The following is a 20422-nucleotide window of genomic DNA, read 5'->3' as shown; positions in this document are numbered from 1 at the left end:
CGGGTCACCAACGGTAACCCGCACGGCATGATAAACGGAGGATACCGGCCCAGAACACGCGGGCTTGAAACTCTTTGCCGACCGGAGGTGCGGGACGCCCTGATTCGCTCAGACAGTCCTCGCTCTGCAGAACAGGACATTCAGTCCTGTTCTGTTCGCTGCGGAACTTGCTCGGTCAGGGCATCCCGCACCTCCTCTGCATCCGTAATCCAGCTGAGGAGGAGCAAGCCGTGAACGCCCAGGACTTCGAGAAGAGCCTTCGGGATATCGTCGGTTCGCAGAATGTGCGTCCTGACGAGCCCCTGGCCGAGCATACGACATTTCGCATTGGGGGGCCGGCGCAATGGCTCGTGACACCGCGCTCCGAAGACGAGGTGGCGGCCGTCGTGTCGACTTGCGAGGCGGGCGGGGTTCCCTGGCGTGTGCTGGGACTCGGCTCCAACGTGCTCGCGCCCGACGAGGGACTTGACGGCGTGACGCTTCTGCTGGCGGATAATTTCGCGGACGTCGAGGTGCTGCCCGGCGGCCTCGTGCGGGCAGCGGCCGGGGCCACGAACGCCGCCGTGGCCGCCGTGGCGCGGGATACCGGGCTTGCAGGCTACGAGTTCGCCAGCGGCATTCCCGGCACCGTCGGAGGCGCGGCCATCATGAACGCCGGCGCCTACGAGGGCCAGTTCTCGGACGTAGCCGTGGAAGTACGCTGCCTGGTGCCCGACGGGAATTCGTGGAGCATCGTGAACGTGCCGGCAGCGGAAGCCAACTGGGGCTATCGCACCAGCCGCATGATGCGCGAGGGCTGGGTGGTGCTCGGGGCCACGCTGCAGTTGCGCGCCGACTCCCCTGCCGCCATCGCCGCGCGCATGGAAGAGCTGCGCGAGCGCCGCGAGAGCAAGCAACCGCTGGAGATGCCGAGCGCCGGCTCCACTTTCAAACGGCCGCAGGGCCACTTTGCGGGGGCGCTCATCCAAGAGGCCAGCTGCCAAGGTCTGCGCGTGGGCGGCGCGCAGGTGTCCGAGAAGCACGCCGGCTTCGTCGTGAACACCGGCGACGCCACCGCCGCCGACGTGCTAGCACTCATCGCCGAAGTGCAGCGCCGCGTTCGCCAGACCACCGGCGTGGAACTGGAGCCCGAAGTGAGGCTGTGGCAGTAGCCTGGCAGCAATTCGCAGGGGGCCCGAGAGTATCCACAGCACAACGCGCTCTTTTGCCGTTTTTCAAGCACAGCCCGTAGCCCGAGGTGCCTTTTCGCCACACACCCGAGTACAACTCGCAGCCCGAGGCGCTTTTTTGTCAGGGCAACTGCGCGCCTTCGTCATTTTTGCGGGTCGGGCTACGGTGTTAGCTCATGTTGACAAATAGATGCTAAGCAATGACCTGCTTTTTTGTTCTATACTACAAAGTTTGCTGCATACAACACCGTAGCCCGGGGCGACTTTTTGCCAGGGGCGTCGTCACTCGTTGACATTTTCGAAGGTCTGGCTGCGGTCTTCGGCGGCGGCTTTGCGGCAGCGGCGGTGCAGAAGGTAGGCCCAGGCGAGAACCCTCAGCCTTCGCAGCCGCGCCACGCCTCCCTGCGGGTCTCGTCGAGCACGTCGATCACCCACTGCACCACATAGAGCGGATCCACAGCGCACTCGACCCCGGGGCACTGCCGCGCGACGACCTCGACGATTCATCTGGCGCCGTCGACAAGGAGACCACAACCACAGCCCTACCGCCCGATGAACCGGTATCCATCTTTCTCGGACAAGATCCGCGAAGATCCGCGATATGGCACCTGCCCTCTTCCAAGATCGGGGGTTTGGCACCCCCGAATTCGGCCAAAACTCGCAGTTTGGTACCTCGACTCCGAAGAAACACCAGGTCAGAAATTCGTACGTGCAAGTTTTCGGGTACCAAACTTCGCAATTTGACCAAGGCAGGGTACCAAACTGCCAAACTTGGCACCATTCGATGCCAAACTCCGCAAGTTGGCCGCAAAAAGGGCGACGCCAGGTACCAAACTTCCGTTCCTGACGTCGCCCTTGTTGTTTTCGGGCATCAAACCCCCGGTCCCACCGACGGGCGGTCGCACGCCACCCTCCCGAGCAGCCACCTCATGCAGCGGCAACTACCTCGCGTGGCAGTAACTACTTCGTGCGGAAGTAGTCGACACCGCCTTCGAAGAGGGGCTGGTAGGTGTTGCCGAAGGCGTTCTTGTACAGGCCCGCGCCGGCGCGTTCCGTGTGACCCATCTTGCCGAGCACGCGGCCGTCGGGGCTCGTGATGCCCTCGATGGCGAGCATCGACCCGTTGGGGTTCACCGCCAAGTCCATGGAGGGCTGCCCCGCGGCGTCCACGTACTGGGTGGCGACCTGCCCGTTTGCGATCATGGAGTCGAGCAGCGCGGGGGGCGCCACGAAGCGGCCCTCGCCGTGGCTGATGGCCACGGTGTGCATCTCGCCCACTTCCATGCGGCTCATCCAGGGAGACATCGTGCTGGCCACGCGCGTACGCACGAGCGTGCTCTGGTGGCGGCCGATGTTGTTGAAGGTGAGGGTGGCGCAATCGGCGTCCATGGGGCGGATGTCGCCGAAGGGCACCAGGCCCAGCTTCACGAGCGCCTGGAAGCCGTTGCAGATGCCGAGCATGAGGCCGTCGCGCGCCTGCAGCAAATCGCGCACCGCCTCGGTGACCTCAGGGGCGCGGAAGAAGGCCGTGATGAACTTCGCGGAACCGTCGGGCTCGTCGCCGCCGGAGAAGCCGCCGGGAATCATGACGATCTGGGACGCGCGGATAAGACGCGCCAACTCGGCGGTGGATTCGGCCACCGCCTCGGGCGTCAGGTTGTTCACCACGTACACGGAGGGCACGGCGCCGGCCCGCTCGAAGGCGGCAGCGGAGTCGTACTCGCAGTTGTTGCCGGGGAACACCGGAATGACCACGCGCGGAGCACCGGAGGCGTCGCCCAGCAGCGCCGGGCCGTGGTAGGCCGGGGCCGCCTCCCCTTCGAAGCTGATGGCGGGCACGGACTCGGCGACGGCGCGCTCCTCCGACGAGGTGCGGTACGGGAACACGCTTTCAAGGCCGCCTCCGCGCTCCCAGGCCTCCTGCACCACGGCGAGATCGGCCACCTGGCCGTCGCAGGTCAACTCGTAAGCGCTGGTCACCTGGCCAAGCTCCACCACATCCACGTTGGCGTCGAGCCCGGCATCTTCCAAACGCGTGACGACGGACTGGGCATCCTCGCCGGCGGCCAGCTCGATCACGAACGTGCCGTAGGCCGGCTCGAACAGCTGGCCCATGTCGATGTCCTCGTCCACGGTGATACCCAGGCCATTGCCCACGGCCGCCTTCACCAGCGTCTCGGCCAAGCCGCCGTAGGCGCCGCTCGCGCAGGCCCGCACGACACCCGCACCGATGAGGTACTCCACCGCGTCGAAGGCGGCGCAGACGCTCGACGCCAGCGCGTCCTCGAAGGAAACCCAGATAAGGTTGTCGCCCGCTTCCTTCAGCTCCGGCGAGGTGACGCGGTCGATGTCACCGATGGCCGTCGCGAAGGACACGAGCGTGGGCGGCACGTCCAAGTCCTCGAAAGAGCCGGACATGGAGTCCTTGCCGCCGATGGCGCCCACCCCGAAATCGATCTGGGCCATGAGCGCGCCGAGCACCGCCGCCATGGGCTTGCCCCAGCGCTCGGGATCCTGGCGCAGCTTCTCGAAGTACTCTTGGAAGGTGAGGTACATGTTCGCCCGCTCGAAGCCGGTGGCCACGAGCTTCGCCACGGAATCGAGCACGGCCATGTAGGCGCCAGCATAGGGGTCGTAGGACGAAAGATACGGGTTGAAGCCCCAGGACAGGCCCGAGACCGTCGTGGTCTTGCCGCCGAGCACCGGCAGCTTCGCCACCATGGCGAGCGACGGGGTGAGCTGGCGGGTGCCGCCGAAGGGCATGAGCACCGTGGCCGCGCCGATGGTGGAGTCGAAGCGCTCCACAAGACCCTTGTTCGACGCGCGGTTGATGTCGCCCATAAGCGCTGCGAGGGACACTTCCAGTGAATCGGCATCGCACACGGCGTCCACCACGGGATCAGTCAGCTCGCTTGTCGCCTCGAAAGCGCGGTCGCAGGCGCTTTCGGCGAAGCTCTCGTCGGCCGGCGCGGGTACCGCCACCGCCGCATGCTTCGGCGCGCCGTTGCTCGCGAGGAACTCGCGGCTCACGTCCACGATGGTGTCGCCGCGCCAATGCATGCGCACGCGCGGCTCTTCCGTAACCACGGCCACGGGTGTGGCCTCAAGGTTCTCCTCGTGGGCGAGCGCGATGAAGGCATCCACGTCCTCGGGGGCCAAGGCCACGGCCATGCGCTCCTGGGACTCGGAGATGGCGAGCTCCGTGCCATCGAGCCCGTCGTACTTCTTGGGCACGGCATCCAGGTTGATGTCCAAGCCGTCGGCCAACTCGCCAATGGCCACCGACACGCCGCCGGCGCCGAAGTCGTTGCAGCGCTTGATCATGCGGCAAGCATCCCCGCGGCGGAACAGGCGCTGGATCTTGCGCTCCACTGGCGCGTTGCCCTTCTGCACCTCGGCCCCGCAGCTTTCCAGAGATTCCACGGAATGGGCCTTGGAAGAGCCCGTGGCACCGCCGATGCCGTCGCGGCCCGTGCGGCCACCGAGGAGCACCACCACATCCCCCGGCGCCGGCGTCTCGCGACGCACGTGATCGGCCGGCGTAGCGCCCACCACGGCACCGATCTCCATGCGCTTGGCGGCGTAGCCGGGGTGGTACAGCTCGTGCACCTGGCCCGTGGCCAGGCCGATCTGGTTGCCGTAGGAGGAATAGCCGGCCGCCGCCGTTGTCACCAGCTTGCGCTGGGGCAGCTTGCCGGGAATGGTGTCGGCCACGGGCACCGTGGGGTCGGCCGCGCCCGTGACGCGCATGGCCTGGTACACGTAGGAGCGGCCCGACAAAGGATCGCGGATGGCACCGCCCACGCAGGTGGCCGCGCCGCCGAAGGGCTCGATCTCGGTGGGGTGGTTGTGGGTCTCGTTCTTAAAGAGGTACAGCCAGTCCTGCTCCTCGCCATCGACATCCACCTTGCACTTGATGGTGCAGGCGTTGATCTCCTCGGACTCGTCGAGGCCGGTGAGAATGCCCTCTTTCTTCAGCCACTTCGCGCCGATGGTGCCCATGTCCATGAGGCAGACCGGCTTCTCGTCGCGGCCGAGCTCGTGGCGCAGCTCCAGATAGCGGTCGAAGGCGGCCTGCACGCTGGCGTCGGCGATTTCCACGTCATCGAGCACGGTGCCGAAGGTGGTGTGGCGGCAGTGGTCGGACCAGTAGGTGTCGATCATCTTGATCTCGGTGATGGACGGATCGCGCCCCTCCTCGGCAAAGTACGCGCGGCAGAACTGGATGTCGGCCAGGTCCATGGCCAGGCCGCGCTCGTCGATGAAGCGGGCCAGCTCGTCATCGGAAAAGGCCGTGAAGCCTTCGATGACCTCCACGTCAGCCGGGCGCTCGAAGGCCATGGCCAGGGTGTCGCGAGGCTCAAGCGACGCCTCGCGGGCCTCCACCGGGTTGATGACGTAGCGCTTCACGGCCTCCACGTCATCGTCGGCGAGATCGCCTTCCAAGTAGTACACCACCGCCGAACGCACAGCGGGGCGCTCGCCCTGGCTGATGAGCTGGATGCACTCGCTCGCCGAATCGGCGCGCTGGTCGAACTGGCCGGGCAGAAACTCCACGGCGAACACGGCCGCACCGTTGGCCTCGGGCAGCTCGAAGGTAGCGGTGTCGGATTGCGGCTCGGAGAACACCGTGGGCACGCAGGCGGCGAATAACTCGTCCGTCGCGCCTTCCACGTCGTAGCGGTTCACCAGGCGCACGCCGGTCAGCCCCGAAATGCCGACGATGTCGCGCAGCTCGGCTGCCAGGGCGCGAGCCTCGCCATCAAACCCGGGCTTCTTCTCAACATAGACGCGAGATACCATGGATGTGCCTCTCTCTTCAAGGGACGGGCGCTCGAACTTTTCTGTAGGGGCTGACCTTGGTCTGCCCTCCCAAGCGGGATTATCCCACTTGAGGAGGGGCGACCGAGGTCGCCCCCTACGGTAGGTGCTACTCGGTTTTTTGAGCTTTTTCGGCTTCCTTCGCAGCCTTCTTCTCGGCCTGCATCTTCTCACGGTTGGAAAGACGGAAACCGCTGCCGAACAGGCCGCGACGGGCCGGCCTCACCGGAACCTCATCGGACTCGCCGGCACCGGCGCCCTCCGCGCCCTCGTCGGGCTCGCCGCCCTTCTTCTGGGCCGCATGGCGGTTCTGGTTCTTGCCGGAGCCCTTCGCCTTCACCTGCTTGGCTTGTTGCACGCGACGCGCCTGCTTCTCGGCCTTGGCGTTCTTCTCCTCAAGCGCCAGCATGCGCTCCTGGTAGGCAACGCGCTCCTTCTTGATCTTCCAAAAATCAAGCACGAAGGCGGCGATGATGAACACATAGGCCAAGATGAGCGTGACCACGCCCACCGCCGGCGGCAGCGATTGCTGGCCGACGAAGCTCAAGGTCGTACAGCCGATGGCCGCGATGAGCAGCACCCACCAGATGGCGCGCAGACGCTTGTAGCGCGGCGTGTCAGGCTTGTAATACTTGCGCTCCACCTCGCGCTGCTTTGCGGCAGCGGCCTTGCGGGCGGCCTTCTCCTCGGCCTTGCGCTGCTCGGGCGTCTTCTTCGCCGACTTCACGGTGACCGAGGCGGCGGCCTTGGCCTTCGGCTTGGCCGAGGCGGCCGACTTGCGCGTTGTGCCGGTGCGGTCTTCGGAGGTGTACCGTTCGTTCATGGGGTTGCGCTGGGACATGTTACTGTGGTTCTCCTTCAGTGGTCGATCAGGCGGTCGGCGTTAGAACGTTTCAAGATCGAAGGTCTTGCCCGTAATAGTTTCATAGGCCTGGATGTACTTGGCCGAGGTGGCGTCGATGATGTCCTGGGGCAAACGCGGCGGATTGCCGGTTTTGTCCCAGTGGGCGGTGAGCCAGTCGCGGACGAACTGCTTGTCGAAGCTGGGCTGGTCTTTGCCTTCCTCGTAGGTGTCGCCGGGCCAGAAGCGCGATGAGTCGGGCGTGAGCACCTCGTCAGCCAAAATGATGGAATCGCCCAAGCGGCCGAACTCGAACTTCGTGTCGGCGATGATGACGCCCCGGGCCGCCGCGTGATCGGCAGCGGTGGTGTACACCTTGAGCGCCAGATCGCGCAGGGCGGTGGCATCCTCTTCGCCCAGGATTTCCACGAGACGGTCGAACGAGATGTTCTCGTCGTGGTCGCCGATTTCGGCTTTGGTGGACGGAGTGAAGATGGGCTCGGGCAGCTTCGAGGAGTTCACGAGGCCCTCGGGCAGTTCGATGCCGCAGACGGTGCCCTCGCGGTTGTACTCCTTTAGGCCACTGCCGGCCAAATAGCCGCGCACGATGCACTCGGCGGGGAACATGTCGGCCTTCTTCACCAGCATGAAGCGACCGCGCAGGTAGTCGGCGTAGGGCTTGAACTCCTCGGGCAGGTCGGCCACGTCGGTCGAGATGAGGTGATTTTCCACGACGCCATCGAGCAGCTCGAACCAGAACTTGGAGAGCTGGGTGAGCACCTGGCCCTTGTAGGGAATCTCGTCTTCCAAGATGTAGTCGAAGGCCGAAATGCGGTCGGTGGCCACAAGCAGCAGCTTGTCGCCCAAATCGTACAGATCGCGCACCTTGCCCTGCGCGTCGGGGGTGATGTCGATTCCCGCCATGGAACGCCCTTTCTCCTTGATGGCCCGGCTGCCGCTCCGCTCGAACACCGCCCAACGGACGCCGTTCGAGCGCAGGTACCCAAGCGCTTTTCGCGTATCGGACATTATGGCACAAATACGGCCCTCGCACCGTCGCTTCACAGAGAACGGCACGATACCCCTTCTGTTCGAAATGGCCAAAAAGTACCCATTAACTGTCAGTCGGCGCACCATTTCTGGCCATTGATTGTCCGGCCAGCAAAAAGCCCTCCATCCGTTTCGCGTTTCGCCTGGTCAGAAGACGCGGCAATCGACGAGAACATGGACGCGCGCGCACCAAATGCAGCTAGCGGTCCTTTTTTGGCCAAAACGGGGCCAGCACAGGGGGCAACTCGCAGCTAGCTACCCGTTTTTGTCCAATACGTGTCCACCGCAGGGCTAGCTCGCAGTTAACGACCCCTTTTCGGCCAAAACGTTACCAGCCCAGGGGCTAGCTCGCAGCTAGCTACCCGTTTTTGTCCATCTCGATCGTCAGGCGCCCAGCAATGCCGTAAATCGCGCATCCGGATCGCCGCGACGTTGCTTCGAGGCCGCAAAACTTGCAGAACGCCGAAGGGCACCTTCTCCTATCGGCTTGCTTTCGCGGGCTTTTTGTGGCCGGTGCGCTTCTTGGAGTTGCGGCGGTGCTTGGAGGCGTCTTCGTCGTACAACGGGATATGGATGGTGAAGCAGGCGCCCTTGCCCTTCTCGCCTTCCACCTGCACCCAGCCGCCGTGGCGGTCGACGATCTCCTTCACCACGGCCAGGCCCACGCCCAAACCACCGCTCTCGCGGTTGCGGCCGGCGTCGGCGCGCCAGAAGCGCGAGAACACCATGCGGGCCTCCTCTTTGGAAAGGCCGATACCGGTGTCGCGCACAGCAATGGAGGCCATGATGTCGCCCTTCTTCACCGACACCGTGATGTGGCCGCCCTCCGGCGTGTAACGCACGGCGTTGGAAATCAGGTTCGCCGTGGCCTGGCGGATCATGTCGGCGTCGCCCACCACCATGACGTCGGGCTGAGCGTCGTACTCCAGGGTGAGGCCGGAATCGGACACGAACATCTCATGGGTGGCGATGATGCCGGCGATGAGATCGCCGACGTTGACAACCTCTTCCTTCATGGGCTCGGCACGGTTTTCCAAGCGCGACAGCTTCAGAAGGGCGTTCACCAGCCGCGACAGGCGCTGGATCTCGGAATTCACGGTGACCAGGCGCTCCTCGTCGGCCTCGTAGACGCCGTCGATCATGGCCTCCACCGTAGCCTGGATGGCCATGAGCGGGGTGCGCAGCTCGTGGGCGACGTCGGTGGTGAGGCGCCGCTCCAAATCGCGGTCCTTCTCCACCGACTCGGCCATGGCGTCGAAGGTCTCGCCGAGGCGGGCCACCTCGTCCTCGCCGGTCAGCTTCGTGCGGGCCGACAGATCGCCGTCGCCGATGGCCCGGGCCGTCTTCATAATGCGGTTGATCGGCGACACCAAGTTGCGCGCGAAGAGGAAGCCGATGCAGGAGGCGAGCACGATGGCCACGCCGCCGGCGATGAACATAGCCTGGTAGGAGTTATCGCGGAACTCCTGGTCGGGCTGGCGCATAAGGGCCTCGGAGCCATAGACCCACAGGCGCACGGTGCCCACTTTCTCGCCGTCGGGAAGCACGATGGAGGCCGTGGCCGCCTGCGAGCGGTCCTGCGGCGCGAAGGACGTGAACACGTCGCCCTGCTGCTCGTCGATGATGACGGAGGAGTCGAAAACGGTGTTCCCCTTCAAGTCGATCACCCGCACGCCCACACCGCTCGTGAGCTCGGTGGCCTGGGCGGCCGGGCGGGTGGTCTCGGGATTCCACAAATCGCCGGTCTCCTCGTAAATGGCCGCGATGCGGTTCGCCGTGGTCTCGCAGAGCGTCTGCATGTTGTCGGCCGTGTAGGTGCGGAAATGCTGTTCCCACACAAAGGAGACCACGCCGATGGCCACAAGGGCGGTCATGGCGGCGATGAGGGCGAAGGCTAAGGTCACGCGGGTCGTATAGGACAGGTTCGACCAACGCAGGTGCTTCTTTTCCTTCTTGCGTTCCGGAGAAGGCGAAGAGGCCGCCGGCGGGGCGACCTCTTCAGCGGTTTCCAGAATGCGCGGTTTTGCTTCCGTCTCGGTCATGGAACTCCTTCGAAGCAGACGGCGGACACCAAAGCCGAGCGGCTCCGGCGGCAAGTACGCGAAATGAACGGGCGATTACTGGCCGTTCTTGGTGGGATCCTCGAAGCGGTAGCCCACGCCGTGCACGGTGTGGAGCCACTTCGGGTTGCGCGGGTTGTCGCCGATCTTGGCGCGCAGGTTCTTCACATGGGAGTCGATGGTGCGCTCGTAGCCCTCGAAGTCGTAGCCGAGCACCTTCTCCACGAGCTCCATGCGGGAATACACGCGACCGGGGTAGCGGGACAGCGTGGTGAGCAGCTTGAACTCGCTGGCGGTAAGATCGATCTCCTCGCCGGAGACGAGCACCTTGTGGCCCGACACGTCGATGGTGAGCTCGCCGAACTCGAGCACCTCGCGCTGGGGCTCGGAATCGGCGTGCACGCGGCGCAGCAGCGCGCGGGAGCGGGCCACCAGCTCGCGGGGGCTGAAGGGCTTCACCAAGTAGTCGTCGGCGCCCAGCTCCAGGCCGATGATGCGATCTTCCACCTCGCCCTTCGCCGTCAGCATGATGATCGGCACATCGGAGGTGTCGCGGATGACGCGGCAGACGCGCTCGCCCGGCACGCGGGGCAGCATGAGGTCGAGGATGACCAGATCGAAGTGATGCTTCTGGAACTCTTCCAGGGCGTCCTGGCCGTCGCCGACGGCGGTCACCCAGTAGTTCTCGCGCTCCAAATAGGCCGTCACCGCATCGCGGATGGCCTTCTCGTCTTCAACCAGAAGAATGCGTCGCGTCTCGTTGCTCATGGAATGTGCTCCTTGCATACTCGCTTGCAGTTTCTAAGATGCCAAAGCTGAAATCTGTGCTGACCTGCGATTTCATCGGCAGTTGGCCCATATATCAGCCCGGCAGTCGTGTTTGCGTTTATTGTAGCGTTTGGCCCCATACGGTCGCCGAGGCGTATGCGAAATGACACAATAGCCCCATGCCACAGAGAAGATCCGCGCCCACGCGGCGCGTTGCGACAAAACAACCCACATCCCTCTCCTTGCCCGGAGGCCACGAGGTCTTGCTGACGCGCCGTCATTTCCTGTACGGCGCAGCTGGCGTGGCCGCATTGGCCGCCGTGGGCGGCGGGGCCGCTTGGGCCGCCGGCCGCTCTAGCGACGACGACGCCCTGAAGACCCTTAAGGTGCCCGAAAGCGCCGTCACCGCGCAGACCGCCTTGGAAGAGATGGAAAACTATGAGGACGCCGTCACGCTGGCCGGCTCGGCGAAACTGCCCTTCGGCACGCTCGTCTGGTGCAGCGACGACGCCGTAGCCGCCTGCCTGCTTCCCACGGAAACCGCCAAGCCCCTGGCCGAGGTGGGGCTCCTCGATCTGTCTTCCGCCGAGTGCACCACTATCATCGAGCACGCCGTGGGCGAGGCCGAGGGCTTCGAGATTTACGACGTGCGCGCCAATGCCGCCGGCGTCGTCTGGACCGAGGCCGACATCTTGGACAACCTCTGGCGCGTGTACGCGGCGTCGCTTTCCGGCACCACGCTGGGCGAGCCGCAGCTGCTCGACGAGGGCGACGTGAACTGGGAGATGCCCACCTTGGCCGTCGCCGACGGGTACGCTTTCTGGCAGCGGCTTCCACAGCTCGACGGCAACGCCCGCGTGGAAGATTCGCGGCTTTTGCGCGCCGCCTTCGGCACGGCCGATTCCCAGGTAGTGTACGCCTCCCAGGGACGCATGGCCTGCGCGCCCACCTCCTGCGGCGACAGCCTCGCGCTGGCGCCCCGCGCCCGCACAAGCGGCACCTACTACCAGCTCACCCACCTGGACGCCGCCACCGGCGAGGTCACCGACGCCTGCGTTCTGCCCTCGTCCATGAAGCCGATGGAATGCGGCTGGGGCAAAACCGGCTTCAGCTTCGCCTTCGACGGCATTTACAACTACGGCGAGGGCATTGCGAATCTGGGCACCTACCTGCCCATGGAGGCCCCCGCAGCGGTCTCGCTCACGGCGGCCAATACGGAAGAGATGGCTTCAGAAGGCGGCGAGGCAGACGGCGGCGCACCGTACCTGCCTGTTACCTGCGCCAACCCCGGCACCGAGACCTACAGCGCAGTACCTTGGTTCCATTTCGCGGCGAACCCGCTTTCCGCACCGTGCTGGTGCGGCGACTGGCTTATGGTGCGCGGCGGCAGCTTCGTGGTGGCCGTCGACTTGGCAGGACGGCGCTATGCGCAGCTGCCCCTGGAGGAGGGGTCGGGCGACTACAATGACTTCCTCGCTTCCACGCATGCGGGCACGCGGGCCGTCACCTACTGCAACGTGGACTACACCCCCATCGGCGGCGAGCAGCAAAAGCACTGCCTCGTCCGCATCTGGGAACCGGCAGCGTAGGGGCACCTACCCTGTCCGCGATCGGGACGGGAGGACCCCGCAAAGCCCGCTGCGCGCTTTATCCCCCTGCGAACGCGGCAAAAGAAACAGCGGAAGGAACGCACATGGGTCGGTACCATCCCGACACCACTGCTGCTGAAGTGGAAGCTGTTTCTTAACGGCCGCGTTCTCCGGGGGACGCGCAGAGGTCTTCGCGGGGTCCTCCCGTCCCGATCGCTGCCGTTAAGCCTACAGCCCGAAGTACTCCTGTTTGGCGGCGAGGATACGGATGAGGGACTCGTCGATGCGCTCTTCGGTCAGCTCTCCCGCCTGCACCGCGTTCAGCACCCCCTGGTAAGCTTCGTCGAAACGCTCAGGCATGAGCGGGATGTCGCAGCCGGCCTTGAGCGCCGCGACCGCCGCTTCTGCCGGGGTGTAGTAGTTGGTGATGGCACCCATGGAAAGCGAGTCGGTGACGATGATGCCCGTGTACCCGAGAGAATCGCGCAGCATGCCCTGAACGACGGCCGAGCTGAGCGGGGCCGGCGTGCTGTCGCCGACGATGTTCGGCAGACTCACGTGTCCCACCATGATCATGGGCACCCCTGATTCGATGGCCGCGCGGAAGGGCACGAGATCCACCGTTTCCAGCTCCTCGTTCGTCGAGTCGATGGTGATGGCATCTTCATGGGAATCGCCAGCCGCCGCGCCGATACCCGGGAAATGCTTGGCGCAGCAAAGCATCTTCTTGTCGCGGAAGCCCTCCACCTCGGCCCGCACCATGTCGGCGGCCACGGCGGCGTCGCTCGAGAACGAACGCAGGCCCATGGTGTCGCTGCGCAGCGGGTTCACCACGTCGGCCACAGGGGCGAAATCCAGGTTGAACCCGAGCGGCGCCAGGTAGTCGGCGATCTGCTCGGCGGCGCGCTTGGCCGCCTCGGTGTCGCCGGCGCTGCCGAGGGCCGAGGCGTCGCCCACATCTTGAGCCCCGAAGGCCTCATTGTCGGCGACGCGCACCACCGTGCCGCCCTCTTCATCGACAGCGATGAAGGGCGCCACGTTTCCGGCATCGGCGTAGAACTGCTTGACGTTCGCAAGCATGGCCGTCGTCTGCTCGGGGTCGAGCAGGTTCTGAGCGAAGTAGACGATGCCGCCCACGGGATGGGCCGTTACTCCCTCGCGAGTCATGTCGCCGGCCTGAGTGACTTGCGACACGCCTTCCACCAGCGCTTCCGGCGTCACGATAAACAGCTGGGCCACCTTCTGCTCGAGCGTCATGGCGCCGATGCGCTCGTCCACAGCAGCACGCGCGGCGGCTGCGGCGTCTTCGGGATTCTGGCCGTCACCAGCGCCTTCGCCGCCCGAACCGTCCACCCCGGTCGGTCCGCCTGTCCCGTTCGATCCGTCGCCCGCGCAGCCGCTCAACGCTAGGCTTCCGCCGGCCAAAGCCGCCAGCCAGACAAAACGGCGGCGGGTGATGGAATCAACCAGAACAGTCACACTACTTCCCTTCGAACAACGCGATCCCCTCGAACGACGCAGTCCCTTCGAGCCAATCGCGCATGCACTCGCAATTTCACTTACGCCCACCAGCATAGCGCCAGAAACGCCTTGCGGCAACGGGCCACCGCACGATGCCGAAGCACGTAACGGTCACTTCACTTTCTGTGAAGACGGAGGCACGCCGCTCGCAAATAGGGAATAATGCGAGATATCGCAAAACGGCGATCGAAGCAGGAGGAGGATTTGTGACCTATCTCATCACCTTTCTGGAGGGCATCATCACCTTCGTGTCGCCGTGCCTGCTTCCCATGATTCCCATCTACGTCACCTACTTCGCCGCCGGCGAGGAGGTGCGCACTTCGGTGGTGCTGCGCAACGCCCTCGGCTTTGTGCTCGGCTTCACGTGCGTGTTCATCGCTATGGGAGCTTTGGCTTCGTCGGTGGGCGCGTTCTTCATCGAGTATCAAAGTGCCGTCAACGTGGTGTGCGGCCTGGTGGTCATCGCCTTCGGGCTGTACTTTCTCGGCATCATCAAGATCAACCTCTTCCACGGCGCGAAGAACCCGCTGGCGGGGCGGCAGCTGGGATTCTTCTCCTCGGTGCTGTTCGGCGTCATCTTCTCCATCGGATGGACGCCGTGCGTGGGGGCGTTCCTCGGCTCGGCGCTCATGCTGGCCTCGCAGCAGGCATCGGTGGCGCAGGGCGTTATCCTGCTTCTGTGCTACTCGGCCGGCCTCGGTATTCCGTTCGTGGCGGCTGCCGTACTCATCGACAAGCTGAAGGGCGCTTTTGCCGTCATCAAGCAACATTACGATATCATTAACAAGGTATGCGGCTGGTTTCTGGTCGCCGTGGGCGTGCTCATGGCGACGGGGCTGCTCGGCGGCTTCTTGCGCCTGCTGAGCTAGCCGGTGGAACCCGGCCCGAAGGAGAAAGGTTCGAACATGAGCGAGAACGAGAAGACGCCGACCGACGCCGGAACTCCGGTTGAGACGGAGATCGCGGCCGACGAGCAGACTCCCGATGCTGGCGGACAAGCAACGACGAAGGGCGCTCCGGCAACGGCAAGCGCGACCCCCGCGGCAACTGCATCTTCGGCAGCCGAGCAGCGAGGCGAGGTCATCGGCGAGCGCTTGGCGGCTTTGGAAGCAGAGGAGAAAGCCAACGCTGCCACCCCCGAAGGAGAGAAGGCCGACCGCAAGAAGCACGTGGGCGTCATCGTAGCCGCGGTCGTCTTTGCCGTGCTGCTCATCGGCGCGGGCGTGGCCTACAGCGTCCTGGCGCCAACGGCCGATGACAAGCAGATAGAAGTTACCGGCACCGATGCCGTCCAAGAAACCGAGGTAGATGCCACCGCCGACGCCGACGTTTCCGACGATACCGGTGACGGCAACGGCGCCAACGCAGCCACCACCCCGGCCCCGGACTTCACCATGACCGACGCGGATGGAGCGACCCTCACCCTGGCCGACTTCAAGGGCAAGCCGGTGCTGCTGAACTTCTGGGCTAGCTGGTGCGGCCCCTGCGCCAGCGAGATGCCCGACATCCAGTCTGCCTGGGAAGAACACGGCAACGACGTCGAGTTCGTCATCGTGAACATGACCGACATGAACGGCGAGACCGAGCAGTCCGCCAAGGCCTTCCTCGCCGAGAACAACTACACGTTCCCGTGCTACTTCGACGCCAACAACTCGGCGGCCACGGCCTTCGGAGTGAGCTCTATCCCGCAGACCTACCTGATCAACGCCGAGGGCAACATCATCGGCGCCTACATGGGCGCCATGGATGCCTCAGTAATCGCCCAGGGCATCGACATGCTCACCGGCAACACCGCTGCCCCCGCTGCGCAGTAGACGCCTCTTTCAGCATTTGTTCGTACAAAGAAGGCCCCTAGCACAATCAGCGCCAGGGGCCTTCCATATAGGTATGCCGATACCCGACTAGAACTCCAGCTCCTGCAGGCGGTCGAAGACCACGTCCTTGCGGGTGAGGAAGTCCCAGGGGTCGAAGATCTCGTCCAGCTTCTCCTGGCTAAGCAGGGCCATGGCCTCGTCGTCAGCTTCCAAGCGCTCGCGGTAGGTGGGGCCGTCCACGGCGTTCTGGATGTCCTCCCACACCTTCATGGCGTTGCGCTGCACGATAACGTAGGCGTCCTCGCGGGAGATGCCCGCGTCCACGAGCGCCAGCAGCACCTTGCTGGAGAAGATGAGGCCCTTCGTGCGCCACAGGTTGTGCTCCATCTTGGCCGAGTAGGTCTGCAGGCCGTCGAGCATCCACTGCATCTTCCCGAACATGTAATCGAGCGCCGTGAAACTGTCGGCCAGCACCACGCGCTCGGCGCCGGAGTGCGAGATGTCGCGCTCGAACCACAGGGCCACATTGTCGAAGGCCACCTGGGCGTTCGCCTTCACCACGCGGGCGAGGCCGCAAACGCGCTCGGCCGTGATGGGATTGCGCTTGTGGGGCATGGCCGAGGAGCCCTTCTGCCCCTTGGTGAACGGCTCTTCCGCCTCGATGACGTCGGACTGTTGCAGCAGGCGCACCTGCATGGCGATGGACTCCAGCGTGGAAGCCGTCACGGCCAGCGCCGCCATCACCTGGGCGTGGCGGTCGCGGGCCAGCACCTGGGTGGACAGCGGATCGGGCGTGAGGCCCAGCTTCTCGCACACGTACTGCTCCACGTAGGGGTCGATGGAGGAATAGGTGCCCACAGCTCCCGAGATAGCGCCCGTGGCGGCCACGGCGCGGGCCTCCTCCATGCGGATGAGGGCGCGCTTTAAGGCCCAGGCCCAGCTGCCGAACTTCATGCCGAAGGTCATGGGCTCGGCGTGAATGCCGTGGGTGCGACCGACGCACAGGGTGTTCTGAAACTCGAAGGCGCGGCGCTTGCAGGTCTCGCCGAGACGCTTGATGTCGTCGATGATGATGTCGCAAGCCTGCGTGACCTGATAGGACAGGGCCGTGTCGCCCAGGTCGGAGGAGGTCATGCCGTAGTGCACCCAGCGGCTGGGCTTGTCGGCGCCCTCGGGGATGTCGGCGTCAATGTAGTTGGCCATGCAGGTGGTGAACGCGATGACGTCGTGATTCGTCACTTTCTCGATCTCGTCGATCTCCTCAACGGTGAAGTCGGCGTGATCGCGGATCCACTGGGCCTCCTCGCGCGTGATGCCCGCCTGGCCGAGCTCAGCCTGGGCCTCGCAGGCCAGAACCTCGATCTCCTTCCAAATGGCGAATTTGTTCTCAAGTTCCCAGATGCGACCCATTTCCGGACGAGTGTAGCGACCGATCATGCGCGTTTCCTTTCCCTGGCAATGTGCGGTTCCTTATTGCGTAGATTACCAAAGTCGCCGATTTATTCGTTGCGAAACGTTCAAAGGTCAGGTAAGATACAACATTACGCGGAGGAGTGACCGAGAGGCCGAAGGTGCTCGCCTGCTAAGTGAGTATGCCCCACAAGGGCATCTAGGGTTCGAATCCCTACTCCTCCGCCACTTTGCCTTTTCTCGAACTCCCTACAGGGAGTTTTTTTATTTCCCCCATGGCCAGCGACGGCGGGTGGTGGCGGCGAGGCGCTTTTTGCGGTAGTTGGGGTTGTGCTTGAGAAAGCGCCAGTTGGCGATGCGGGTGATGAGGAGGCCGACAAGACCCACGATCATGAAGCTGAGCGAGAGGTCGAGCACCGCCGGAGCATCGTCGAAAAAGGCGTACACCGACACCAGGGCGAAAAAGCCGACGACGATGCCGTTAAACCAGGTGAAAATTTTGATGAGCACCTCTTTGGCGCGAGCCGGAGAATGGCGGTAGGTAACCACCACGTAGATGAGCCCCGCCGCCACCGCCATGATGATGAGCAAAGGGACGACGCGGGACAGGCGAGCGAGAAAGCCCATTTCTCATCCTCTCTCTTCGGCGGCATCGACGAGATGCCCGGCAGACTTTGACGGGCGCGCTTGAAGCGACACCAGTGTATACGAAAATGACCGGTGCGGAACGGCGGCGCGGCCATTCGTTACCCAGCGCCCCCTAGCGCGTGGGGGCGACGGCGGCGCGCAGGCCGGAGAGGCTCGTTGGGCGTGCCCACCAGCCGTGGGCCGTGGCAGCCGTGGCGATGCGGCTGGCCTCGGCGAACGTGTCCACCAGCGCGAAAGTGGCCGAGCCGCTGCCTGAGAGGAGCACGCTTTCGCTGCCCGCCTGTTCCGCGAGCCATTCGCGAATGGAGGGCAGCTCGGGCAACAGGGCCTCGGCCGCCGGCGCGAGGTTGTTGGCGAGAACCACGTCGTCGGCGCGAGTAGCGGCGAGGTCGCAAGCGAGCACGTCTTGGGGCACGGGGCGCGGGGCGGCGTCGAAGCGCTCGTAGGCCGCGGCGGTGGAGACGCCCTCTGCTGGTTTCACCAGCACCACGGAGCGCCGCGACGTTTCCAGACGGCGTTGCAAAACCTCGCCCACACCGCCGAGCAAGGCACAACCCCCGTGGAGGAAAAACGCCACGTCAGCCCCAAGCGACCGGGCAACGTCGGCCACGCGCTCGTCATCGGCCGCAAGGCCCCACGCCTTCGCAAGGCCCACGAGCACCGCCGCCGCGTTCGACGAGCCGCCGCCCAAGCCGCCCTGGGCCGGGATGTGCTTCTCAATGCGCAGCTGGATGGCCTCGGGAAGGTCGCGACCCACCGCCCGGGACAGGCGATCAGCAGCTTTGAAGGCGAGATTGTCAGCCGCCGGCACGTTCAAGTCCTGGCCCGTGCGGTCGGCCAGGTCGATAGTCATGACGAGGTTGTCCGCCGGGCCGCCCACGGCAACGTCCTCGCGAGACGCCCCTTCGACAACGCTCTTCGCCAGTTCATCCGCCGAGATATCTTCCGCACGCAAATACAGCGTGTCATGCAACGCGAGCGCGTGCATGATGGTATCGGCATCGTGGTAGCCGTCCTCGCGGCGCGCCCCAATGGCCAAAAGCAGGTTCACCTTCGCCGGCGACACCAGCTTCATCGTGTTCGGCCCCATGAAAGCAGCCGCCGACCACTGGGCCTCCCGGGCCGCCGCCAGCAGGTTCACTTCCGCCTCGCGATTGCGCTGGGCGTTCTCGGTCATTCGCGTTCCTTTCCGTAGTCGGCCGCTTGCCGCTCCCTAGGCGTTCGTCATTCGTTCGTGGGAAAAATTATAGCGAATGGGAAAGCGACGCCTGAGAGAGTCACCAGCGCTCTTTCAAATCTCCGCCAGGAATAGAGACAGGTCAGAAATCCAGTTGACCAAAACTGGAAACCTATGGTCTCAAGCATCCAATGGGCACCACGCAGACACCATCTTCACGACGATAGCCGTACTCGGTGGCGGTGATAACGAGCTTCACGTCGGGAAGACGTAATGGAACTTGCTCCTCCTTTTTGTTGCGCTCGGAAACAAGCCGCTCAATTTCAAGAAGATGCTTTGCGCCTTCATCAATTTCGCTTTCGCCCAGCTTGAATTCAACAAGCGCATACCGCCCATCGTCAAGATGGAGCACCGCATCGGCCTCCAATCCGTACCGGTCGCGATAGTACGACAACTCGCCCCCGAGCGCCGAGGAATATGCCTTCAGATCCCTCATGCAGAGCGACTCAAAGAGGAAGCCTAACGTTTTGAAATCCTCGTTGAAATACGCTGGGCTCAGTCCAAGCGCGGCGACGGCAACTGACGGGTCTACCATGTTTCGCTTTCTCGAAGCCCGTATTGCCGTTTTGGATCTAATGGCCGGGCACCAGGCAAGAACGTCCTCAACAATGTAGAGTTTTTCGAGCGCTTCAAGATAATCGTAGAACGTCGACTCAGACAGCTCCGTCGTTGCTCGCACGTCGCAGTAGATCGTCTTCGTCTCTGCTAAAGTGCATAGATTGCGTGCGTAGGAGCGCAGAATCGCTTCAGCCCAGCGCGGATTTCTCTTTTGTCCATCTATGTTAGACATATCAACAAAGCATGTTTGGCGAAAGAGATCCTTGGCCACTGCTAGCTGCGAACGCAAGGAGGCGTTGTTGATGGCGTGCGGCCATCCTCCTCGGCATATCGCCACGATCAACTCATCGATGGAAAGCTTCGAGGTGCAGCCGTCATAACTCGTCGAATCATCAAAGAGCGCTTTAAGAGATACGGAGCCCTCTGACTCGCCGCTCTCGAAAAGGCTCATCGGCTGCATCTTCAACGTTGAGATGCGCAAAGTACCCGTATGCGGGGTGTCCACCTCTTGCGACGTCGATCCAGTAAGAATATAGAGCCCGTTCTTTTGCTCATCATCCACCGACTTGCGAACAGCGCCCCATAGTTTCGGCGCATCTTGCCACTCGTCGAAGAGCCTCGGCTTCGGGCCCTCCAGCAGCCGCGAAGGCTGCGTTGCCGCTACAGCAAGGTAATTGTCGCGCTTATCCTCATCTTGCAGCTCCACGACACTGGCGGCTTTCTGCTTCGCTGTGGTAGTTTTACCGCAGCCCTTAGGGCCCACAATAAGCGTTGCACCGAAAGATTCCAGACGAAACTCAAGCTCTCGATCGGCAATGCGATTGCGATACTGCACTGTCGCTTACTCCCTTCTCAGAGCTTATCCGATTTCATTATCTACATCGTATTTTACACTGATTTGCGATATTCTGTTGGAGAGATTTGCGCTCAAATTTT

Annotated in this window: 14 protein-coding genes and 1 tRNA gene; 5 read left to right on the top strand and 10 right to left on the bottom strand. The window is 63.8% G+C overall.

Annotation, left to right across the window (positions count from 1 at the left end):
- Positions 1–230: 230 nt before the first annotated feature.
- Positions 231–1151: a UDP-N-acetylmuramate dehydrogenase gene (gene murB, locus GO707_RS05990; protein WP_335878764.1), complete on the top strand. Its 921-nt coding sequence runs from the start codon at positions 231–233 to the stop codon at positions 1149–1151.
- A gap of 978 nt (positions 1152–2129) precedes the next feature.
- Here the strand turns inward: murB and GO707_RS05985 are convergent.
- The 5 genes from GO707_RS05985 to GO707_RS05965 all read right to left on the bottom strand — a co-directional run bounded on the left by GO707_RS05985 (position 2130) and on the right by GO707_RS05965 (position 10709).
- The gene (locus GO707_RS05985) at positions 2130–5972 is read right to left on the bottom strand and encodes a phosphoribosylformylglycinamidine synthase (protein WP_157012507.1); all 3843 of its coding nucleotides are present in this window, start codon (positions 5970–5972) and stop codon (positions 2130–2132) included.
- A 127-nt stretch (positions 5973–6099) separates the two neighbouring features.
- A complete protein-coding gene (locus tag GO707_RS05980) occupies positions 6100–6831 on the bottom strand; it encodes a hypothetical protein (RefSeq protein WP_157012506.1) in 732 nt (243 codons plus the stop codon).
- Between the two features lie 42 nt (positions 6832–6873).
- Entirely contained in the window at positions 6874–7755 is an 882-nt protein-coding gene (locus GO707_RS05975) for a phosphoribosylaminoimidazolesuccinocarboxamide synthase (RefSeq protein WP_157012505.1), read from the bottom strand.
- Between the two features lie 605 nt (positions 7756–8360).
- Complete coding sequence (locus tag GO707_RS05970; protein ID WP_157012504.1) at positions 8361–9923, bottom strand: sensor histidine kinase; 1563 nt, start codon at positions 9921–9923, stop codon at positions 8361–8363.
- A gap of 75 nt (positions 9924–9998) precedes the next feature.
- Positions 9999–10709 (bottom strand): response regulator transcription factor, encoded by a 711-nt coding sequence (locus GO707_RS05965; protein WP_022741169.1) that lies wholly within the window; start codon positions 10707–10709, stop codon positions 9999–10001.
- A 263-nt stretch (positions 10710–10972) separates the two neighbouring features.
- Here GO707_RS05965 and GO707_RS05960 point away from each other — a divergent pair, with 263 nt between their 5' ends.
- On the top strand, positions 10973–12298 hold the full coding sequence (locus GO707_RS05960) for a twin-arginine translocation signal domain-containing protein (protein WP_232325634.1): 1326 nt from the start codon (positions 10973–10975) through the stop codon (positions 12296–12298).
- A gap of 228 nt (positions 12299–12526) precedes the next feature.
- On the opposite strand, the gene GO707_RS05955 is transcribed toward GO707_RS05960, so the two are convergent.
- Positions 12527–13777: a glycoside hydrolase family 3 N-terminal domain-containing protein gene (locus GO707_RS05955; RefSeq protein WP_198161025.1), complete on the bottom strand. Its 1251-nt coding sequence runs from the start codon at positions 13775–13777 to the stop codon at positions 12527–12529.
- 248 nt (positions 13778–14025) lie between these two features.
- On the opposite strand from GO707_RS05955, the gene GO707_RS05950 reads away from it, so the two are divergent.
- Both GO707_RS05950 and GO707_RS05945 read left to right on the top strand, forming a co-directional pair.
- Positions 14026–14688 carry a cytochrome c biogenesis CcdA family protein gene (locus tag GO707_RS05950; RefSeq protein ID WP_114540111.1) on the top strand — a complete coding sequence of 221 codons (663 nt, stop codon included), beginning with the start codon at positions 14026–14028 and terminating at the stop codon, positions 14686–14688.
- A gap of 36 nt (positions 14689–14724) precedes the next feature.
- Complete coding sequence (locus tag GO707_RS05945; protein ID WP_157012500.1) at positions 14725–15633, top strand: TlpA family protein disulfide reductase; 909 nt, start codon at positions 14725–14727, stop codon at positions 15631–15633.
- An 87-nt stretch (positions 15634–15720) separates the two neighbouring features.
- Here GO707_RS05945 and purB read toward each other — a convergent pair whose 3' ends face one another.
- On the bottom strand, positions 15721–17070 hold the full coding sequence (purB, locus tag GO707_RS05940; protein ID WP_157012499.1) for an adenylosuccinate lyase: 1350 nt from the start codon (positions 17068–17070) through the stop codon (positions 15721–15723).
- Between the two features lie 110 nt (positions 17071–17180).
- Here purB and GO707_RS05935 point away from each other — a divergent pair.
- A tRNA-Ser gene (locus GO707_RS05935) sits at positions 17181–17271 on the top strand.
- A gap of 36 nt (positions 17272–17307) precedes the next feature.
- Here GO707_RS05935 and GO707_RS05930 read toward each other — a convergent pair.
- The 3 genes from GO707_RS05930 to GO707_RS05920 all read right to left on the bottom strand — a co-directional run bounded on the left by GO707_RS05930 (position 17308) and on the right by GO707_RS05920 (position 20321).
- On the bottom strand, positions 17308–17670 hold the full coding sequence (locus GO707_RS05930) for a guanylate cyclase (protein WP_157012498.1): 363 nt from the start codon (positions 17668–17670) through the stop codon (positions 17308–17310).
- A gap of 133 nt (positions 17671–17803) precedes the next feature.
- Positions 17804–18868 carry a 4-(cytidine 5'-diphospho)-2-C-methyl-D-erythritol kinase gene (locus tag GO707_RS05925; RefSeq protein ID WP_157012497.1) on the bottom strand — a complete coding sequence of 355 codons (1065 nt, stop codon included), beginning with the start codon at positions 18866–18868 and terminating at the stop codon, positions 17804–17806.
- A gap of 172 nt (positions 18869–19040) precedes the next feature.
- Positions 19041–20321: a DUF4143 domain-containing protein gene (locus tag GO707_RS05920; protein WP_198161024.1), complete on the bottom strand. Its 1281-nt coding sequence runs from the start codon at positions 20319–20321 to the stop codon at positions 19041–19043.
- Positions 20322–20422: the final 101 nt, after the last annotated feature.

Origin of the sequence: Adlercreutzia rubneri, from assembly GCF_009755265.1 — a bacterium.
Classification (GTDB): domain Bacteria; phylum Actinomycetota; class Coriobacteriia; order Coriobacteriales; family Eggerthellaceae; genus Adlercreutzia; species Adlercreutzia rubneri.
This window is presented reverse-complemented; position numbering and strand designations above follow the sequence as displayed.